Consider the following 19402-nt stretch of genomic DNA (forward strand, 5'->3'; position numbering starts at 1 on the left):
CAGAAGGACCAGGCAATGGCAAATCACAGCCGTGCAGGCCAACCTGCACAACAAAGCGATTTGATTAACGTCGCTCAACTGACCGCACAGTATTACGTGCTGAAACCGGTCGTGGGCAACGCAGAACACGCAGTGAAGTTTGGTACATCTGGCCACCGTGGCGGCTCAGCTCGCCACAGCTTTAACGAACCGCATATTCTGGCCATTGCTCAGGCCATCGCGGAAGAGCGCGCGAAAAATGGTATTACCGGTCCGTGCTATGTAGGGAAAGATACTCACGCGCTGTCAGAGCCTGCATTTATTTCTGTGCTGGAAGTGCTGGCCGCAAACGGTGTCGACGTGATTGTTCAGGAAAATAACGGTTTTACCCCGACGCCTGCGGTCTCGAATGCGATTCTGGTGCACAACAAAAAAGGCGGACCGCTGGCCGACGGCATCGTTATTACGCCGTCCCACAACCCGCCAGATGACGGTGGTATCAAATACAATCCACCGAACGGTGGTCCGGCGGATACGAACGTCACGAAAGTGGTGGAAGACCGCGCAAACGCCCTGCTGGCGGATGGACTGAAAGGCGTCAAACGCATTTCTCTGGATGCTGCCATGGCTTCTGGTCATGTAAAAGAGCAGGATCTGGTGCAACCTTTCGTGGAAGGGCTGGCGGATATCGTCGATATGGCGGCGATCCAGAAAGCCGGTCTGAAGCTGGGTGTTGATCCGCTGGGCGGCTCCGGTATTGAATACTGGAAACGCATCGCCGAGCATTACAAACTGGATCTGACCATCGTGAACGATCACGTCGATCAGACCTTCCGCTTTATGCACCTGGACAAAGACGGCGCGATCCGTATGGACTGCTCCTCTGAGTGCGCAATGGCGGGCCTGCTGGCGCTGCGCGACAAATTCGATCTGGCGTTTGCTAACGACCCGGATTATGACCGTCACGGTATCGTCACGCCTGCGGGCCTGATGAACCCTAACCACTATCTGGCCGTTGCCATCAACTACCTGTTCCAGCACCGCCCACAGTGGGGCAAAGAGGTCGCTGTCGGTAAGACGCTGGTTTCCTCGGCGATGATTGACCGCGTAGTTGACGCGCTGGGGCGTAAGCTGGTGGAAGTACCGGTCGGCTTCAAATGGTTTGTTGATGGGCTGCACGATGGCAGCTTTGGCTTCGGCGGTGAAGAGAGCGCGGGGGCATCCTTCCTGCGTTTCGATGGTACACCGTGGTCAACCGATAAAGACGGCATCATCATGTGCCTGCTGGCGGCGGAAATCACCGCAGTCACGGGTAAAAATCCACAGGAACATTACAACGAGCTGGCCGCACGTTTTGGCGCACCAAGCTATAACCGTATTCAGGCTGGCGCGACCTCTGCGCAGAAGGCGGCGTTGTCCAAACTCTCTCCGGAGATGGTGAGCGCAAGTACACTGGCAGGCGACCCGATCACCGCGCGTCTGACGGCTGCACCGGGTAACGGCGCGTCTATCGGTGGTCTGAAGGTGATGACCGAAAACGGCTGGTTCGCCGCGCGTCCATCCGGTACGGAAGATGCGTACAAAATCTACTGTGAAAGTTTCCTCGGCGACGAGCATCGTAAGCTGATTGAGAAAGAAGCGGTAGAGATCGTGAGTGAAGTGCTGAAAAACGCATAAGTGCGGTTTGTGTGCCGGGCGGCACTGCGTTTGCCCGGCCTACAACAACGCGCACAGGCCCGGTAAGCGCTAGCGCCACCGGGCTTTTTTTTAACTATGTTTATTCTTCAACTCAAACCTCGGTGACACCAGCCCGTACAGCGTCCAGCCCATAAAGGTCACCATCGCGCCATAGAGCATCGCTTCCTGGCCGGAAGAGTAGAGCGCGTAGAAGCTGTAAATTGCCCCAATCAGCGCCACGATATTTGCCGCCCGCGCTTTGCGTGGATCGACCTTCGCCACCTTCTGAATGATCACCAGCGCCGCCATCGACAAAATGTACGGAATGATATTGGTCACCACCGCCAGATTAACGAGCACGTTGAACTGACTGTTCAGCGACGGGCTGATGGTCATCAGCGACAAACCACTCTGGAAGATGACAATCGCCAGCATCCCCTGCACCGGTGCATCCGCTTTGGTCACGCGGGAGAAGATTTTCGGGAAATAGCCTTCGTCAGCCGAGGATTTAAACACCTGAGCAATGGTGAACTGCCAGCCGAGAAGTGAGCCGCAGCAGGACATCACCATTAGCCCCATGATCACTTTCCCGACTTCCGGGGTGAACATCTGCGCAAACGCCAGCCCGAACGGTGCGGTGGAGTTAGCAAGATCCATGTTTGGCACAATTCCCGCAATCACGTTGGTCGAGACGATATAGATCACCGCCGCCCCCAGCGTTCCGCCGAGTACCGCGATCGGTACGTTCTTCTCCGGGTTCTCCACCACTTCTGCGTTTGCACAGGCCGATTCCAGGCCGAGGAAAGCCCACAGCGTCATGGCGATGGACGAGCCTACCGCCGTGAAGAACGGCACATGGTGTGGGTTCCAGGAGTTTGCATACAGCGTCGGGCTAAACCAGAACCAGCCGATGATGCACAACCCCACGACCGGGATAATCACGCCCCAGACGGTAATGCTGCTGATCTGCCCGGTGATGCGCGCCCCGCCAAAGTTGGCGACGGTGCAAATCCACAGCACGCCAATGGTCGCCAGCCCAATTTGTACCGGGCTGAGCGTCGCACCAAACAGTTCCGTACCGTAACCGACCGCTGAAATGGCAATCGCCACGTTGGCGATCAGCAGTGACACGCCGTAGGTATAGTTGGCCATAAAGTTGCCGGACTTACCGAACGCATACTCCGCATAGCCACCCATCCCGCCGGACTTGCGGCTGAACATTCCGCATTTGGCGAAAGCCCATGCCAGCGCCATTGAGCCCACGGCGGTCACCAGCCAGGAGATAATCGAAATCGTTCCGACTTCAGCCAGCTTGGTGGGCAGCATAATGATCCCGGACCCCATCATGTTCACCATGGTGAGGATGGTCAGTTGCACTACGCCCATCTTATTAGATTTGCTCATAATTTTTCTCCTTTCAGCAGCGATGGCTGAGCGGCGGGTTGCTTAATGACGTAGCAGCGAACCTGTTTGCGACCGTCGCACTCTTCGACGTAGACCCCCTGCAGTTCCGGTGCAAATCCCGGCAGCAGGTTGATGCCTTCTTCCAGCGCCGCAAAGTAGCGCAATACTGAACCGCCCCAGACTTCACCAGGAACTACACACAGCACACCCGGTGGGTAAGGAAGCGCGCCTTCGGCGGCAATTCTGCCTTCTGCATCTCGCAGTGAAACCAGCTCCACTTCGCCACGCAGATAGGCATAGTTCGCCTCCTGCGGACTCATCACCACGCGTGGGAAATGAGACTTACGGAACATCTCTTTCTGCAGCTGTTTAACGTTGTTGCGGGCATACAGGTCATGCATCTCCTGGCAAATCTGGCGCAGGGTGTAATCGGCATAACGTTCCGGATGCTGTTTGTAGAGAGAAGGCAGAACGTCTTTCAGCGGCACATCGCTCTGGAGCAATTTTTCGAAGCGCACCAGTTGGGCAACCAGCTGCTGCAGCTTGCCCATATCCTCTGCAGGCGTGAGCAGGAACAGGATGGAGTTGAGATCGCATTTCTCCGGTACAATGCCGTTTTCACGCAGGAAGTTGGCGAGGATGGTGGCGGGCACGCCGAAATCTTCATACTCACCGGTACGGGCGTTAATGCCCGGCGTGGTCAGCAGCAGCTTGCACGGGTCGATAAAATACTGGTGCTCGGCGTAGCCTTCAAAAGCGTGCCAGCGTTCACCCGGCACAAAGTGGAAGAAGCGCAGATCGGTTGCAATCTCCGCCGTGTCCCAGCTTTCCCACGCCCGGCCATCTACCGTCTCCGGCACAAACGGACGGATAAACTGGCAGTTCTGCAGGATCAGCTTGCGCGCCTCAATGCCCGTGACAACACAATCCATCCACATGTTGCGCCCGCTCTGGCCTTCATGCATACGGGCGTTGATGTCCAGGGCGGCAAACAGCGGATAGAACGGGCTGGTAGAGGCGTGCATCATAAAGGCGTTGTTGAGACGCTTGTGGGGGACATAGCGCTGCTGGCCTTTGATATGGCTGTCTTTTTTGTGGATCTGCGAGGTTTGTGAGAAACCGGCCTGCTGTTTATGCACAGATTGCGTGACCAGAATGCCCGGATCGTTCTCGTTCAGCTCCAGCAACAGCGGCGAGCAATCGGCCATCATCGGGATAAATTGCTCGTAACCCACCCAGGCGGAGTCAAACAGGATGTAATCACACAGATGACCAATCTTATCCACCACCTGACGGGCGTTATAGATTGTGCCATCGTAGGTGCCAAGCTGGATCACCGCCAGACGGAACGGACGTTCATCGCGTGCGCGCCCTGGCGCGACTTCTGACACCAGCTCGCGCAGGTAGCTCTCTTCAAAGCAGTGGGCGTCGATCCCGCCGATAAAGCCATACGGGTTGCGCGCGGTTTCCAGATAGACGGGCGTTGCGCCCGCCTGCAGCAGTGCGCCGTGGTGGTTGGATTTATGGTTGTTGCGATCGAACAGCACCAGGTCACCGGGCGTCAGCAGGGCATTGAGTACCACTTTGTTGGAGGATGACGTCCCGTTCAGCACAAAGTAAGTTTTATCGGCATTAAAAACTTTCGCCGCATGCTGCTGCGCGATGCACGGTGCGCCTTCGTGAATCAGCAAATCACCCATTGCCACATCGGCGTTACACAGGTCAGAGCGGAAAAGCGTTTCGCCAAAGAAATCGACGAACTGGTTACCGGCAGGATGACGGCGGAAGAACTGGCCCCCCTGATGCCCAGGGCAGTCAAACGCGCTGTTGCCCTGTTTAACGTAGTCGACCAGGGCGCGAAAGAACGGCGGGCGAAGCTGGGTTTCATACTTCAGCGCTGCCGCTTCCAGCTGGCGTCCATAGAAATCGTTGCTGGTGTCAGAACACTCAAAAACGCCATGAATACGCGACAGGTACTCTGCCGGGACAATTTCTTCTTTATGTGTGGCAATAAAAACAGGAATATCGAATCCGGTTGCTTCAATTTCGTCTATCGCACCATGGGAAATATCGCTGACCGCCAGCACTACGGCGGCAACATCAATATAATCTGTTGCGCTGAGATCCACCATTTCACGATGCGTGGTAAAGCAATCAGGGCAGGCACGACTGGCGGCAATTTTTAAATTTTTCATCTTTATCTCTTTATTTAAGGCAATATGAGTCCCTCGATTTCTCGTAAAAAAGAAATCGATATTTTTACCGGGAAAAAAGCAAAGCGTGGCCGCTGATCCGAAAATCAGAGAATGGCATTTGCAGAGTAAAATCCAGTCCGCCCGGTTACAGATAAGTCTGGATCAAGAGAAATGAGCGCACGAGTTCACAGGCAATTGCCTGTAAAATAAAACGTTTCAGGATGACCTGTAAGCAGATGCGCCAGAAGTCGAAGGACTACCGGGCGTTGAAGAGATGAAAGTCAAAACAGTTACGGTGGGCAAACATCATAATATGCGTTGTTCGCCTTATATGGGGCATTAAACGATTGTTGTTTTCCATGCTTATTTTCCTTTCAGTAATTGAAAGCATGGTCATTTTATCCAGGAAAAGGCGATTAACTGTGAGGCAGATCACCATTAACCGATCATTTCAGAAATAAATATTCGTTTATGATGAATATCTCAGATCAAAATGCTGTTTTGTTTGGATTGTGTTAATGATGTGTTTTTTTAATGTTTTTTATGCGGAGAAATAAGGCCTGAGATAATCAGTTGATTTATTTTGTGGATATTTTAAATCGGTTTAAATTATTATTTAGCGCAGAAGTGAATAATTATTCAAAGCATAAACCGATAACCGATACCGGTTTCAGTTAATAAATGGCGAGGGCGCGCGGGGTCGACTTCGAGTTTCTGACGAAGGTGTCCCATATAAATGCGTAAATAATGACTATGCTCGACAGCATTAGGCCCCCATACCTGGCTTAGCAGCTGGCGTTGGGTGAGCACTTTACCGTGGTTGTTAAGCAGAACGGCAAGCAGACGAAACTCGATAGGGGTCAGGTGGATCTCTTCTTCACCACGGGCGATGCGCCGCGCGGCGAGATCGACCCGAATGTCACCAAATGTATAAACCGGATCGGATGACACTATTGCGTTGTGGCGGCGTAATGCTACGCGAAGACGCGCCTGCAGTTCACCAATGCCAAAAGGTTTGATCAGATAATCATCTGCTCCGGCATCCAGCGCGGCGATTTTATCCGTCTCTTCGGTACGGGCTGAGAGCACCAGAATCGGCATCTGACTCCACTGACGCACTTCGCGAATAAAATCGATACCGTCACCATCCGGTAGTCCCAGATCGAGGATAACCAGGTCCGGCTTGCGGGTAGCGGCCTCGATCAGCCCCCGCTGCAGCGTCCCCGCATCATGAACGCGCAAACCGTCGCCTTCCAGCGCAGCACGCAGAAAGCGACTAATGGCGAGTTCATCTTCAACAATCAGAACGTTAATCACAAATCCTCTGATAATTCATCAAGTTCTGGCGGGGCATCCAGTGGAAGTGTAACACAAAAACGCGCGCCGCCTTCCGGGCGGTTTTCCGCTGAAATGGTCCCGCCGTGTACATCGACGATGGCCTGGCAAATCGCCAGACCCAGCCCGACGCCAGGGATAGCGGACTCTTTATTTCCACGGGCAAACTTCTCAAAAATAGCGTGCTCCTGCCCGGCCGGAATGCCAGGGCCAGTGTCCCAGACTTCCAGCTGTAACGCCTGCTTTTGCACTGTCGCATTGATACCAATCTGCGCCTTCGCTCCCGCATATTTGCCAGCATTTTCCAGCAGATTAATCAGGACGCGCTCAAACAGCGGACCATCTACGTGAATCAATGTCAGCGGTTCAGGCATATTCAGCGCGATATGGCGGCCGCCCAGTCCAGGCTCCAGCATTTTTAATGCGCTGCCGACGACTTCCTCCAGCGTCAGCCACTCTTTTTTGAGGTTGAAACCGCCCGACTGAATGCGTGCCATATCCAGCAGGTTGTTCACCAGACGCGTCGTGTTCAGCACATGCTGGCGGATCTCGCTGGCCTGCATTGCATGTTTTGACCCTTCAGCCGCCAGATCCAGCGTCAGAATTTCAGACTGACCAAACAGCACGGTGAGCGGGGTGCGCAGGTCGTGAGAGAGCGCCGCCAGCAAGGCGTTACGAATACTTTCGCGCTCGCTCGCCAGCCGCGCCTGCTCTTCGCTGGCGGTGAGTGCCAGCCGTTCAAGGGCGTTGGCGACCAGCAGGGTAAAGGTCTCCAGCAGACGTTGCTGCTCGGGGATCATCAACTGGCGCAAATTGGCGGGCTCCACAATGACCAGCCCCTGAATTTTGTCTGCGCTGCGTAGCGGCAGGATTTGATAAGGCACGCCCGGCAGGGTGTCCGTACCTGCGCCTGCGGGCAGTCCTTTATCAAAACTCCAGCGCGCAATGGCTTCATCCCAGGGCGTCATACCGGAGGCGGAAGTCAGTGGACGAAGATTGCCCTGCTCGTCAGGGAGCAAAATGAGGTTACTGGCGTGAAACGTTGAGCGGATAAATTGCTCGCTTGTGTGCACGATATCCAGCGGCGTTCGACCCACCGCCAGCGATTTGGACATCTCATACAGATGGCGCGTGCGCTGTTCGCGGTAGCGGGCGATACGAGCCTGATAACGCACGCCAGCCGTCAGATTCCCGATCACCAGCCCGACGGTGAGCATCACACCAAAGGTAAGAATGTACTGCACATCCGACACGGCAAGTGTCCCGCGCGGGGCAATAAAAAACAGATCGAAACTGATGACGTTAATCACCGTAGCCAGTACCGACGGCCAGCGTCCGTAAAAGAGCGCGACCACGACCACGCCCAGCAGGTAGATCATCACCAGATTGGCGGCATCGAAAGCGATCAGCCACTGGCTGGCAATCACCGTAATCAGGGCGCAGAGCACTACGGCGACCAGACAGCCGCGGATCTGAATGCGCCATTTCTCGCCAAAGGCGCGGGCGTCCGGCGCACGGTTTGGCAGGGGCGTTGGTTTATCATCCAGCGCGACGATCACCAAATCCAGATCGGGCGCGCGGCGGGCCAGCCTGTCGGCAAAAGATTCACGGCTAAACCAGCGGCGATGCTGACGACGGCCAATGACAATCTTGCCCAGATTATGCTCACGGGCGTAACGCAGGATGGCTTTATCTTCCGCAGGATCGGAGAGCGTGGCGGTTTCGGCCCCCAGCTCCTGCGCCAGGCGTAGCGATGCCAGAATGGCGCGGCGCTGGTTTTCAGGCAAAGCGTGGAGCTGCGGCGTTTCAACGTACACCGCATGCCAGACGCTGCCGAATTTCGCGGCAAGCCGGGCGGCGGTGCGGACCAGTTTTTCATTGCCGCTGCCGTGACCAATGCATAACAGAATGGCATCCCGCGTATGCCAGACGCGTTCCTGCCCCTGCAGATCACGCCAGGCTCGCATCTGGTCATCAACGCGATCGGCGGTGCGGCGTAAGGCCAGCTCGCGCAGGGCGATGAGGTTGCCTTTGCGGAAAAAATGTTCGATGGCGCGTTCGGCCTGGCCTGCGATATAGACTTTGCCTTCATGCAGGCGCTGGCGCAGGTCGTCTGGCGGCAGATCGACCAGTACCACTTCATCGGCAGAATCAAAGAACGGATCGGGCACGGTCTCCCGCACCTGAATGCCGGTCACGCCGCTGACCACGTCGTTCAGGCTTTCCAGATGCTGAACATTCACCGTGGTGAAGACGTCAATGCCAGCTTCAAGTAACTCTTCAACATCCTGCCAGCGTTTCGGGTGGCGCGAGCCTGGCGCGTTGCTGTGCGCCAGTTCATCCATCAGGATAAGGGCAGGACGGCGGGCAAGGGCAGCGTCGAGATCGAACTCCGCCACCAGCCGACCACGATGGTTAATTCGGCGGGGCGGCTGCGTGGCAAGTCCCGCCAGCAGCGCCGCCGTCTCTTTGCGGCCGTGGGTTTCCACTACGCCGATCAGAATATCAAGCCCCTGCGCCCGTAGCCGCTGTGCTTCCGTCAGCATGGCGAACGTTTTACCGACACCCGCACAGGCACCGAAGAAGATTTTCAGTTTGCCGCGATGGGCTTCAGCCGTCTGTTCGAGCAGCCTGTCCGGGTCCGGGCGCATGGGCTCGTCGGTCATTTAGTTTTTCCTTAGCGCGTCCAGCGCCAGATTCAGCTCAACAATGTTCACTACCGGCATGCCGATGAAACTGACCAGCGGTTGTTGCGTATGCTCTGCGACCAGCTGGCTCACCTGTTCGGTGGTTAACTGACGGGCCACAGCGACGCGCGGAATTTGCCAGGCCACAGCGTCGGGCGTCAGGCTATAGTCCAGCCCGCTGGCTGAAGCGGTCACCAGCTCCACAGGCACCTCACGGCTGGCCTGCGGATTGGCAGCGCGCAGGGACGCTACGCGCTCAGCAATGGCGTTGTCCAGTTCCGGGTTGCTGCCCGCAAGATTACTGCCGCCCGATGCCATCGGATTATACGGGCTTTCGGCAGTGGCGGAAGGGCGTCCCTGGAAGTAGCGGGCATCCGTAAAGTTCTGCCCAATCAGGCGCGAGCCGCGGTTCTCTCCATTCTGGATAATCAGCGAGCCGTTTGCCTGGTCCGTGAACCACCACTGACCCAGCATGGTGGTCACCAGCGGGTAAAGTCCGCCGGTTATCAAAGACAGCAGAATAAACAAAAGTATAGCGGGGCGTAACATCGTCATTTGCTTCACCTTTTAAACCAGCCCGAACAGCGTCAATAACACATCGATAGCCTTGATCCCAATGAAGGGAACCACCAGCCCGCCCAGACCATAAATCCACAGGTTGCGGCGCAGCATGGCAGCGGCAGTAAGCGGTTTATAGCTCACGCCTTTCAGCGCCAGTGGGATCAGAAAGACAATAATCAGTGCGTTAAAGATCACCGCACTGAGAATGGCCGACGCGGGAGAATGCAGATGCATCACGTTCAGCGCATTCAACTGCGGCCAGGTGGCGGCAAAGGCGGCCGGAATGATGGCGAAGTATTTCGCCACGTCGTTGGCGATACTGAAGGTGGTCAGCGAGCCGCGCGTCATCAGCATCTGTTTTCCGATGTGCACCACTTCAATCAGCTTGGTTGGGTTAGAGTCGAGATCGACCATGTTGCCCGCCTCTTTTGCCGCCTGCGTACCGGAGTTCATTGCCACCGCCACGTCGGCCTGCGCCAGGGCAGGGGCATCATTGGTGCCATCCCCTGTCATCGCGACCAGACGGCCTTCCGCCTGATACTGGCGGATCAGCGCCAGTTTCGCTTCCGGCGTCGCCTCGGAGAGAAAATCATCCACGCCCGCTTCAGCGGCAATCGCGGCGGCAGTCAGGCGATTATCTCCGGTGATCATCACCGTTTTGATCCCCATTTTGCGCAACTGGGCGAAGCGCTCTTTGATGCCGCCTTTCACGATATCCTTCAGGGCAATCACCCCCAGCACGTTTGCCCCCTCGGAGACAACCAGTGGCGTAGCTCCCTGACGGGCGACGCTCTCAACCAGTTTGTCTACATCTGACGGGAAATGACCATTATTGGCGTCGATATGGCGACGGATAGCGTCCACGGAGCCTTTACGGATCATTCGGTCCTGAATGTTTATCCCGCTCATACGGGTTTGCGCCGTAAACGGCACGAAAGTGGCATGCAGGCTCTGAACGTCGCGCTGGCGCAGGTTAAAGCGCTGTTTGGCGAGAATCACGATACTGCGACCTTCCGGGGTTTCATCGGCAAGCGAAGAGAGCTGTGCTGCATCCGCCAGCGTTTTTTCGTCCACGCCCGGTGCCGGTAAAAACTCAGAAGCCTGACGGTTGCCGAGCGTAATCGTCCCGGTTTTATCCAGCAGCAGCACGTCTACATCGCCTGCGGCTTCAACGGCACGTCCGCTGGTGGCGATGACGTTTGCACCCAGCATGCGGCTCATCCCCGCGACACCGATGGCGGAAAGCAGGCCGCCGATGGTGGTGGGGATCAGGCAGACCAGCAGCGCCACCAGCACGGTGATGCTCACCGCCGTACCGCCGTAAGCGGTGAAGGGCCAGAGGGTAGCAGTTGCCAGCAGAAAGACGATGGTCAGGGCCACCAGCAGTATGGTCAGGGCAATTTCATTTGGTGTTTTACGACGCTGCGCGCCTTCCACCATGGCGATCATCCGGTCGAGGAACGTTTCGCCGGGGTTGACGCTGCACTGGATCACCAGCCAGTCAGAGAGGATGCGCGTCCCGCCTGTGACCGACGCAAAGTCACCGCCTGATTCCCGGATTACTGGCGCGGATTCCCCGGTGATGGCGCTTTCGTCCACCGATGCGCCCCCTTCAATCACTTCGCCGTCGCAGGGGATGATGTCACCCGCTTCGACAAGCACCACGTCGCCTTTACGTAGCTCGTCTGCCGGAACGTGGTCCATCGGCGCACCGTATTTGGCTTCACGCAATTTGCGCGCGAAGGCGGTCTTTTTCACGCCTTTCAGGCTGTTGGCCTGCGCTTTACTGCGCCCTTCCGCCAGCGCTTCGGCGAAGTTGGCAAACAGCACGGTAAACCACAGCCACAGGCTGATTGCGCCAGTAAACAGCGTATTTCCCGGAAGGTGACCTGTTCCCATAGCAATTGCCAGTGCGGTGGTCAGTAAACTGCCAATCCAGACGATAAACATCACCGGGTTGTGCCACTGCACGCGCGGGCTCAGTTTTTTCACCGCATCCATGAGGGCCTGACGAACTAACGACGGTTCGAACAGGGCCATTTGTTTACGACTCATGACAAATTCTCCGCAAAATCAGCGTAAAGAGAGGTGTTCCGCGACCGGGCCTAACGCGAGGGCGGGGATAAAGGTCAGGGCACCAACGAGTAAGACGGTGCCAGTCAGCAGGCCGACAAACAGTGCGCCGTGGGTGGGTAACGTACCGGTGGTGGTCGGCTGGATTTTTTTACTTACCAGCGATCCGGCGATTGCCATGATCGGCACAATGACGCCGAAACGACCCACAAACATGCAAAACGCCAGCAGACAGTTCCAGAACGGGGAGTTGGCGCTTAAGCCCGCAAAGGCGCTACCGTTATTATTGGCAGCAGACGAGACGGCATATAACACTTCGCTAAAGCCGTGGATGCCAGGGTTAAAGATGCCGCTGCGTCCGGCTTCGGTCATTAGCGCCAGCGCGGTGCCGAGCAGCACAAGGGCAGGGGTGACCAGGATCGCCAGGGCGGTCAGCTTCATTTCCCTGACATCGATTTTTTTACCGAGATATTCCGGCGTGCGGCCAATCATCAGGCCCGCGATAAACACCGCCAGCAGCACGAACAGCAGCATGCCATACAGCCCGGAGCCAACGCCACCGAATACCACTTCGCCAATCTGCATCAGCCACATGGGGATCATGCCGCCGAGTGCGGTGAAGGAGTCATGCATCGCGTTCACCGCCCCGCAGGAGGCTGCGGTCGTCACCACTGCATAGAGGCTGCTGGCGAGAATACCGAAGCGGCTCTCTTTGCCTTCCATATTGATGTTGCTGTTAGCGCCCAGCGGCATGAAGTGGCCGTTACCACTCCACTCGGCCCACATCACCAGTGCGACGCAAACCACAAAGATAAGAGACATGGTCCAGAGCAGGGTGCGCCCCTGACGGCGATCGTTCACCGCATCGCCAAACGCGAAGCAGAGCGCCGCAGGGATCAGGAATATCGCCAGCATCTGCACAAAATTGGTCAGCGCCGTTGGGTTTTCAAACGGGTGTGATGAGTTGGCATTGAAGAACCCGCCGCCATTTGTACCGAGCATTTTAATGGCTTCCTGCGACGCCACAGGTCCCATCGGCAGGAGCTGTTTTGCCCCTTCAAGCGAAGTATAAGGTGCGTAAGGCAGCAGGTTTTGCAGGGTGCCCTGCTGGATAAAGAACAACGCAATAAGCAGCGAAAGAGGAAGTAAAACCCACAGGGTGATGCGCGTCAGGTCGGCCCAGGCGTTGCCCAGCGTGGTGACATTCTGGCGGGCAAACGCGCGTGTCAGCGCGAAGATCACCGCAATGCCGCTCGCCGCAGAAAGGAAGTTTTGCACGGTTAACCCGGCCATCTGGCTGAAATAGCTCAGCGTGGTTTCACCGGCGTAGGATTGCCAGTTAGTGTTACTGACGAAACTGACCGCGGTGTTTAACGCAAGATGCCAGGACAAACCGGGTAACTGTTGTGGGTTCAGCGGCAGTATGCCCTGCAGCATCAGCATGGCAAAGAGGATGACCAGCCCCGTGATATTCAGCAGCAGAATAGCCAGCAGGTACTGACGCCAGTTCATCTCCCGATCGCGTATCCCTAAAACGTGCCATATCCCTTTTTCAATGTGATCCGTGCCCGGCAATGGGACGTTGTTGATCAGACGCGCAAGCCAGGTTCCCAGTGGCCTTGCCAGTATAAACAGCACCAGTAAAAAGCTGGCGATAAGCAAAAACGCCTGAGCAGCCATCAGAATGCCTCCGCATTAACCAGGGCATAAACCAGATAACCCAATAACAGGAACACCAGCACGATGCCGGTAATCAGACCTGCACTCACAATCCACCTCCGGGTGACAGTTGTATTTGTGCTAACGGTAGGATTTATGGCGCAAAGATTTCGCAAAAATCGGGCGGGGAGGTGTAAAAAAAGTATAAAAATGAAAAGCCCACAATTTAACTATTGATAAGTAAATTGTTAACTTTCTTGTAACTTAATTACGGCGTGAATGTAAATATTCACTAAATGGATAAAAATAAGTGGTCGGATGAGTAGTAAAATTACAAACAAAGCGATATTATTTTAGCCAGGTCACAGATTTTGAATTTTCCGGAGAATGTTTCCGGCCAACTACAGGGGAGAAAAAATATGGATCTGTATAAAGCGTATCCGGCTCATATCGTTTTCATGCGTCGTACTTTCGCCGTAGTGGCTGGCGTGCTGGCCCTGCCGGTGATGCTGTTCTGGAAAGATCGCGCACGTTTTTACAGCTATCTGCACCGTGTCTGGGCGAAAACCAGCGAGAAACCAGTGTGGATGGATCAGGCCGAGAAAGCGACCTGCGATTTCTATTAATACTACGACTATGCCGACGCTGTGAATCCCCAGGAGCGGATATCAGTACGTAACTGAGGCGAGCGAGGAAAGCCAACGCGCAGGCTGCTTGAAGTGTGACGGGTATACACACAGCAATAAAAAAACCGCCAACAGCAATGTGGCGGTTTTTTTGTCCCTCAGGATTCGCGGTCCGTTGGGTGGTTTTACAGGCTCCTACCAGAGGATTACTAGCATACTTCTGCACGCTGATGAATCAAACGTTTAAATCCTAAATATATTCTTAAACACGTGTTCGATGGATTACGCTTTGAACTCGTGGTGATTACTATGCAGCGTCCCTTTCCGCCATCTCGCAAATGGGCACCGGTCCGGGGAAAGGAGTAACCACAACCGTGAAACAGGTTCTTACCAGAGCTTGTGTCCACCGACTTATCACCGGTGGTGAACGGTGGAGCGGTTAGCTGCAGGGACCGCATGATGAAACGCTATTTTTGCATTGCGTTCATTGTCGCCAGCGTACTCGTTATTAAAAGTGATGAACCGACCAGGTTTGTTGCATTTACCACGATAGCGCAGGACAAGTAGCGTTAAGGCCGCCTCGGGCGGCCTTTTTTAGTTCATCCCGTCTACACTTCATGGCAAAGTAGTTCTATGTGTGCCTTTTTTCCTTTAACGGCATACCCTTACGGACATAATGGACAACTGCCTGGAGTTTTATGCCCACCCATCTGGTTTGGTTTCGTGCAGATTTACGTATACACGACAACATCGCCCTGGCGGCGGCCTGCCGCGCTAAAGATGCCAACGTGCTGGCTCTGTTTATCGCTACGCCCGAACAGTGGCAGCAGCATGATATGGCACCCCGGCAAGCGGCCTTGCTCCGTTCATATCTGAATGACCTGCAACGCTCGCTCGCTGAAAAAGGCATTCCACTGATTTATCAGGAAGTGCGTGACTTTACCGCACAGCTCCAGACGGTGCAGGAGACCTGTAAGCAGCACAACGTCACGCATCTTTTTTATAACTACCAGTACGAATTCAACGAGCAGCAGCGCGACCGTCAGCTGGAGAAGATGATGGAAGACGTGGTCTGTGAAGGGTTTGATGACAGCGTAATGCTGGCTCCGGGTAGCGTGATGACCGGCAACCATGAGATGTATAAAGTGTTTACGCCGTTTAAAAATGCCTTTATCAGACGCCTGAAAGAGGCGTTACCGGAGTGCGTGGCCGCGCCAGCCGTGAGGGAAGAGGCATTAACGGATCTACCTGAACTGACATTTAACTATCCGCAACAAGCGTTTGATGACACGCTATTCCCGGCCAGTGAGCAGGCTGCAATCGCCCGGTTACGCCACTTTTGTAAACAGGGGGCGGCCGAGTATGAAGCGTGTCGGGATTTTCCTGCCACCGAAGGTACCAGCCGTTTGTCGGCCTGTTTAACGCTGGGTGTGCTCTCTCCGCGCCAGTGTTTACATCGCCTGCTGGCTGAACAGCCGCAGGCGCTGGACGGAGGTGCAGGTTCCGTCTGGCTGAATGAGCTTATCTGGCGTGAATTTTATCGCCATTTGATGACGTATCACCCTGATTTATGTAAACATCGTCCCTTCATCCGCTGGACGGATAATGTAAAGTGGCAATCGGATAATGAGCGGCTCAAAGCCTGGCAAACCGGGCAGACAGGCTACCCGATTGTCGATGCCGCGATGCGCCAGCTCAATGAAACCGGTTGGATGCATAACCGTCTGCGAATGATTACCGCCAGCTTTCTGGTGAAAGATCTGCTTATCGACTGGCGTATCGGAGAGCGCTATTTTATTTCTCAGCTGATCGATGGCGATCTCGCGGCAAATAACGGCGGCTGGCAGTGGGCTGCCTCTACCGGAACCGATGCGGCTCCTTATTTTCGAATTTTTAATCCGACGACCCAGGGACAACGATTTGATGCTGACGGCGAGTTTATTCGTCAATGGGTGCCTGAACTTAGCAATGTGCCGGTAAAAGCGCTCCACGAACCCTGGGCCTGGGCGGATAAACAGGGCGTGACGCTTGATTATCCCCGCCCGGTTGTCGACCATAAACAGGCGCGCGTCGCCACGCTGGCGGCGTATGAAGCCGCCCGCAAAGCATGAGAGAATGATGATGAAAAACACTGAACTGGAAAGCCTGATTAACGAAAAACTGAACAGCGCCTCCTTCAGCGACTACGGCCCGAATGGTCTGCAGGTTGAAGGTCGTGAGACGGTGCAGAAAATTATCACCGGCGTCACGGCAAGCCAGGCGTTGCTGGATGAGGCCGTGCGTCAGCAGGCGGATGCGGTCATTGTCCATCATGGATACTTCTGGAAAAACGAATCGCCGATTATTCGCGGCATGAAGCGCAACCGCCTGAAAACGCTGCTGGCAAATGATATCAACCTCTACGGCTATCATCTGCCACTGGATGCGCACCCTGAACTGGGCAATAACGTGCAGCTCGCACAGCTGTTGGGTATCACGGTGATGGGCGAGATTGAGCCGCTGGTCCTGTGGGGCGAATTGGCCATGCCGGTTCCGGGCCTGGAACTGGCTTCGTGGCTTGAAGCGCGTCTGGGGCGTCGACCGCTGTGGAGTGGTGATACGGGGCCGGATCAGGTGAAACGCGTTGCCTGGTGTACCGGCGGCGGTCAGGGCTTTATCGACAGCGCGGCACGTTTCGGCGTGGATGCCTTTATCACAGGCGAAGTTTCTGAGCAGACCATCCATTCTGCCCGTGAGCAGGGGCTGCATTTCTACGGCGCGGGGCATCACGCGACGGAACGCGGTGGTATCCGCGCGCTCAGCGAATGGCTGACGGAAAATACCGATCTGGATGTGACCTTTGTGGATATCCCTAACCCGGCCTGATGAGAGGTGGTTAAGTGCAGCGAGCGCGTTGTTATCTTCTGGGTGAAACTGCAGTCGTTCTGGAGCTTGAACCACCAGTTACGCTTGCCACGCAAAAGCGTATCTGGCGGCTGACGCAGCGTCTGGCCGACATCCCGGAAGTGGTTGAAACCATTCCGGGTATGAATAATATCACCGTCGTGCTGCGCAATCCGCACACGAAGGCGCTGGATGCCATCGAACGTCTTCAGCGTTGGTGGGAAGAGAGCGAAGCGCTGGAGCCGGAATCTCGTGCTATTGAGATCCCCGTGGTGTATGGCGGTTCGGGGGGACCCGATCTGTCCGTTGTGGCAGCACATTGTGGGCTGACGGAAAAGCAGGTTGTCGAGCTGCATTCCTCTGTTGATTACGTTGTCTGGTTCCTGGGGTTTCAGCCAGGATTTCCGTATCTGGGAGGATTATCTCCGCGGTTGCATACTCCACGCCGCGCCGAGCCGCGTCTGAGCGTACCCGCGGGCACCGTCGCGATTGGGGGTGAACAGACCGGGATCTATCCGCTCGCATCGCCCGGCGGCTGGCAGCTTATCGGGCACACCACCGCACCGTTATTCGAACCGGGGCAGGATGCGCCAATACTCCTGCGTCCTGGCGATACCCTTCGCTTTATTCCACAAAAGGAGGGGATATGTTAACGCTTATCCGCGCGGGTCTTTACACCTCTGTTCAGGACGCCGGTCGGTTTGGTTTTCGTCAGTCGGGCCTGAGCTACTGTGGCGCGCTTGACCGACCCGCGCTTGAGATTGCGAATATGCTGGTGGGCAACCCTGGCAGTACGGCGGCGCTGGAGATTACGCTCGGTCAGTGCGTAATTGAGTTCAGCCAGGAGACATGGTTTGCCTTAACCGGTGCTGGCTGTGACGCAACGCTTGATGGTAAAGCGGTATGGACGGGCTGGCGTTTGCGGGCGAAGGCCGGACAGCGCCTGACCCTGAAGCGCCCTTTGCACGGCGTGCGTAGCTACCTGGCCGTCGCGGGCGGCATTGATGTGCCGGAGGTGATGGGCTCGTTCAGTACCGATCAAAAAGCGGGTATCGGCGGGCATGAAGGACGCTTGCTGCGCGACGGCGATCGGCTCACGCTAAAACCCTCAACGCGCCATTTCTCGACGGCGCAGGGCGTAAAGCAGTTGTTATGGGGAAATACCCTCCGCGCCTTGCCGGGGCCGGAATATCATGAATTTGATGAAGTCTCGCAGGCTGCTTTCTGGCGATCGCCGTGGAAGATTAGCCCACAAAGTAACCGTATGGGCTATCGTCTGCAGGGGCAGCCGCTGAGCCGCACGACGGACCGCGAACTGCTCTCCCATGGATTACTGCCAGGCGTGATTCAGGTGCCGTCCAACGGACAGCCCATCGTGCTGATGAATGATGCGCAGACGACGGGCGGTTACCCGCGCATTGCCTGTATTATTGATGCCGATCGCTACCATCTGGCGCAAATCCCGCTGGGGCAGCCGATTCACTTTGTGCAATGCTCGCTGGAAGAGGCGCTGAAAGCGCGGCAGGATCAGCAGCGTTATCTGGAACAACTGGCGTGGAGGCTCGATGGTAAAGATTGATTTAAACGCCGATCTGGGCGAGGGCGGCAGTGCAGATGCTGAGCTGATGACGCTGGTCTCGTCGGTCAATATCGCCTGCGGTTTTCACGCGGGCGACGCGCAAACCATGCTGGTGAGCGTGCAAAATGCCATCAAATATGGCGTAGCGATAGGTGCTCACCCGAGCTTCCCTGATCGGGAAAACTTTGGCCGTACGGCGATGGATCTCCCGCCCGAGACGGTCTACGCCCAGACGCTTTACCAGACTGGTGCGCTGGAGGCGATCGTGCGTTCTCAGCAGGGCGTGTTACGCCACGTGAAACCGCACGGCATGCTCTACAACCAGGCGGCAAAAGATCCCGTCCTGGCGGATGCCATTGCCCGCGCGGTACGGGATTGTAACCCGCAGCTGATTTTGGTTGGCCTGGCAGGCAGCGAGCTTATCCGCGCCGGGGAACGGCTGGGGCTAGCGACCCGTCAGGAGGCCTTTGCCGACCGGGGCTATCAGCCTGACGGCAGCCTGGTGCCTCGCACACAGCCAGGCGCGCTTATTACTGATGAAGAAAAAGCGTTGGCGCAGACGCTGGAAATGGTGCGCTCCGGCCAGGTCACAGCGACTGACGGCACGCTGGCACAGGTCCAGGCTGATACGGTTTGTTTACACGGTGATGGTGAGCATGCGCTGCAGTTTGCGCGCCGCTTGCGGGCGGCTTTTACTGAACAGGGTATTCTCGTCAGCGCCTGATTATCACAAAAAGGACAAAA

At 56.0% G+C, this 19402-nt stretch carries 16 protein-coding genes; 7 read left to right on the top strand and 9 right to left on the bottom strand.

What is annotated here, in order from left to right:
• The first annotated feature begins 15 nt into the window (after window positions 1-15).
• Window positions 16-1656, top strand: a complete 1641-nt coding sequence (gene pgm, locus EoCCA6_RS18460) for a phosphoglucomutase (alpha-D-glucose-1,6-bisphosphate-dependent) (protein WP_152083879.1) — start codon at window positions 16-18, stop codon at window positions 1654-1656.
• A gap of 90 nt (window positions 1657-1746) precedes the next feature.
• On the opposite strand, the gene potE is transcribed toward pgm, so the two are convergent.
• The 9 genes from potE to kdpF form a co-directional block, all read right to left on the bottom strand.
• Window positions 1747-3060, bottom strand: coding sequence for a putrescine-ornithine antiporter (potE, locus tag EoCCA6_RS18465; protein ID WP_152083880.1), 1314 nt, complete (start codon window positions 3058-3060; stop codon window positions 1747-1749).
• Entirely contained in the window at window positions 3057-5255 is a 2199-nt protein-coding gene (gene speF / locus EoCCA6_RS18470) for an ornithine decarboxylase SpeF (RefSeq protein WP_152083881.1), read from the bottom strand. The genes potE and speF overlap by 4 nt, the downstream gene beginning before the upstream one ends.
• 256 nt (window positions 5256-5511) lie before the next feature.
• On the bottom strand, window positions 5512-5616 hold the full coding sequence (gene speFL / locus EoCCA6_RS18475; RefSeq protein ID WP_003858645.1) for a leader peptide SpeFL: 105 nt from the start codon (window positions 5614-5616) through the stop codon (window positions 5512-5514).
• A gap of 278 nt (window positions 5617-5894) precedes the next feature.
• The gene (gene kdpE / locus EoCCA6_RS18480; protein WP_152083882.1) at window positions 5895-6572 is read right to left on the bottom strand and encodes a two-component system response regulator KdpE; all 678 of its coding nucleotides are present in this window, start codon (window positions 6570-6572) and stop codon (window positions 5895-5897) included.
• Window positions 6569-9256, bottom strand: coding sequence for a two-component system sensor histidine kinase KdpD (gene kdpD, locus EoCCA6_RS18485; protein WP_152083883.1), 2688 nt, complete (start codon window positions 9254-9256; stop codon window positions 6569-6571). The genes kdpE and kdpD overlap by 4 nt, the downstream gene beginning before the upstream one ends.
• On the bottom strand, window positions 9257-9832 hold the full coding sequence (kdpC, locus tag EoCCA6_RS18490; protein ID WP_152083884.1) for a potassium-transporting ATPase subunit KdpC: 576 nt from the start codon (window positions 9830-9832) through the stop codon (window positions 9257-9259).
• Between the two features lie 12 nt (window positions 9833-9844).
• Window positions 9845-11893: a potassium-transporting ATPase subunit KdpB gene (gene kdpB, locus EoCCA6_RS18495; RefSeq protein WP_152083885.1), complete on the bottom strand. Its 2049-nt coding sequence runs from the start codon at window positions 11891-11893 to the stop codon at window positions 9845-9847.
• Window positions 11894-11911: 18 nt separating this feature from the next.
• Window positions 11912-13591: a potassium-transporting ATPase subunit KdpA gene (kdpA, locus tag EoCCA6_RS18500; RefSeq protein ID WP_152083886.1), complete on the bottom strand. Its 1680-nt coding sequence runs from the start codon at window positions 13589-13591 to the stop codon at window positions 11912-11914.
• A complete protein-coding gene (gene kdpF / locus EoCCA6_RS18505; protein ID WP_152083887.1) occupies window positions 13591-13680 on the bottom strand; it encodes a K(+)-transporting ATPase subunit F in 90 nt (29 codons plus the stop codon). Before kdpF ends, kdpA begins: the two co-directional genes overlap by 1 nt.
• A 309-nt stretch (window positions 13681-13989) precedes the next feature.
• Between kdpF and EoCCA6_RS18510 the strand changes: the two genes are divergently transcribed.
• From EoCCA6_RS18510 to pxpA, 6 genes are all read left to right on the top strand, one after another.
• Complete coding sequence (locus EoCCA6_RS18510) at window positions 13990-14196, top strand: YbfA family protein (RefSeq protein ID WP_014883027.1); 207 nt, start codon at window positions 13990-13992, stop codon at window positions 14194-14196.
• Between the two features lie 698 nt (window positions 14197-14894).
• Window positions 14895-16307 (top strand): deoxyribodipyrimidine photo-lyase, encoded by a 1413-nt coding sequence (gene phrB / locus EoCCA6_RS18515; protein WP_152083888.1) that lies wholly within the window; start codon window positions 14895-14897, stop codon window positions 16305-16307.
• Between the two features lie 10 nt (window positions 16308-16317).
• The gene (locus tag EoCCA6_RS18520; RefSeq protein ID WP_152084485.1) at window positions 16318-17061 is read left to right on the top strand and encodes a type 2 GTP cyclohydrolase I; all 744 of its coding nucleotides are present in this window, start codon (window positions 16318-16320) and stop codon (window positions 17059-17061) included.
• A 14-nt stretch (window positions 17062-17075) separates the two neighbouring features.
• Window positions 17076-17732, top strand: coding sequence for a 5-oxoprolinase subunit PxpB (gene pxpB / locus EoCCA6_RS18525; RefSeq protein ID WP_152083889.1), 657 nt, complete (start codon window positions 17076-17078; stop codon window positions 17730-17732).
• Window positions 17726-18658: a 5-oxoprolinase subunit PxpC gene (gene pxpC / locus EoCCA6_RS18530; protein ID WP_152083890.1), complete on the top strand. Its 933-nt coding sequence runs from the start codon at window positions 17726-17728 to the stop codon at window positions 18656-18658. Before pxpB ends, pxpC begins: the two co-directional genes overlap by 7 nt.
• Window positions 18645-19382, top strand: coding sequence for a 5-oxoprolinase subunit PxpA (gene pxpA / locus EoCCA6_RS18535; protein WP_152083891.1), 738 nt, complete (start codon window positions 18645-18647; stop codon window positions 19380-19382). The genes pxpC and pxpA overlap by 14 nt, the downstream gene beginning before the upstream one ends.
• The last annotated feature ends 20 nt before the right edge of the window (window positions 19383-19402 follow it).

This window comes from Enterobacter oligotrophicus (genome assembly GCF_009176645.1).
In the GTDB taxonomy this organism is placed as follows: domain Bacteria; phylum Pseudomonadota; class Gammaproteobacteria; order Enterobacterales; family Enterobacteriaceae; genus Enterobacter; species Enterobacter oligotrophicus.

Excerpts from the sequence above, each read along its gene's own strand:
- pgm (WP_152083879.1), top strand. The coding sequence starts at position 16 with ATGGCAAATCACAGCCGTGCAGGCCAACCTGCACAACAAAGCGATTTG.
- potE (WP_152083880.1), bottom strand. The coding sequence starts at position 3,060 with ATGAGCAAATCTAATAAGATGGGCGTAGTGCAACTGACCATCCTCACC.
- speF (WP_152083881.1), bottom strand. The coding sequence starts at position 5,255 with ATGAAAAATTTAAAAATTGCCGCCAGTCGTGCCTGCCCTGATTGCTTT.
- speFL (WP_003858645.1), bottom strand. The coding sequence starts at position 5,616 with ATGGAAAACAACAATCGTTTAATGCCCCATATAAGGCGAACAACGCAT.
- kdpD (WP_152083883.1), bottom strand. The coding sequence starts at position 9,256 with ATGACCGACGAGCCCATGCGCCCGGACCCGGACAGGCTGCTCGAACAG.
- kdpC (WP_152083884.1), bottom strand. The coding sequence starts at position 9,832 with ATGACGATGTTACGCCCCGCTATACTTTTGTTTATTCTGCTGTCTTTG.
- kdpB (WP_152083885.1), bottom strand. The coding sequence starts at position 11,893 with ATGAGTCGTAAACAAATGGCCCTGTTCGAACCGTCGTTAGTTCGTCAG.
- kdpA (WP_152083886.1), bottom strand. The coding sequence starts at position 13,591 with ATGGCTGCTCAGGCGTTTTTGCTTATCGCCAGCTTTTTACTGGTGCTG.
- EoCCA6_RS18510 (WP_014883027.1), top strand. The coding sequence starts at position 13,990 with ATGGATCTGTATAAAGCGTATCCGGCTCATATCGTTTTCATGCGTCGT.
- phrB (WP_152083888.1), top strand. The coding sequence starts at position 14,895 with ATGCCCACCCATCTGGTTTGGTTTCGTGCAGATTTACGTATACACGAC.
- EoCCA6_RS18520 (WP_152084485.1), top strand. The coding sequence starts at position 16,318 with ATGAAAAACACTGAACTGGAAAGCCTGATTAACGAAAAACTGAACAGC.
- pxpC (WP_152083890.1), top strand. The coding sequence starts at position 17,726 with ATGTTAACGCTTATCCGCGCGGGTCTTTACACCTCTGTTCAGGACGCC.
- pxpA (WP_152083891.1), top strand. The coding sequence starts at position 18,645 with ATGGTAAAGATTGATTTAAACGCCGATCTGGGCGAGGGCGGCAGTGCA.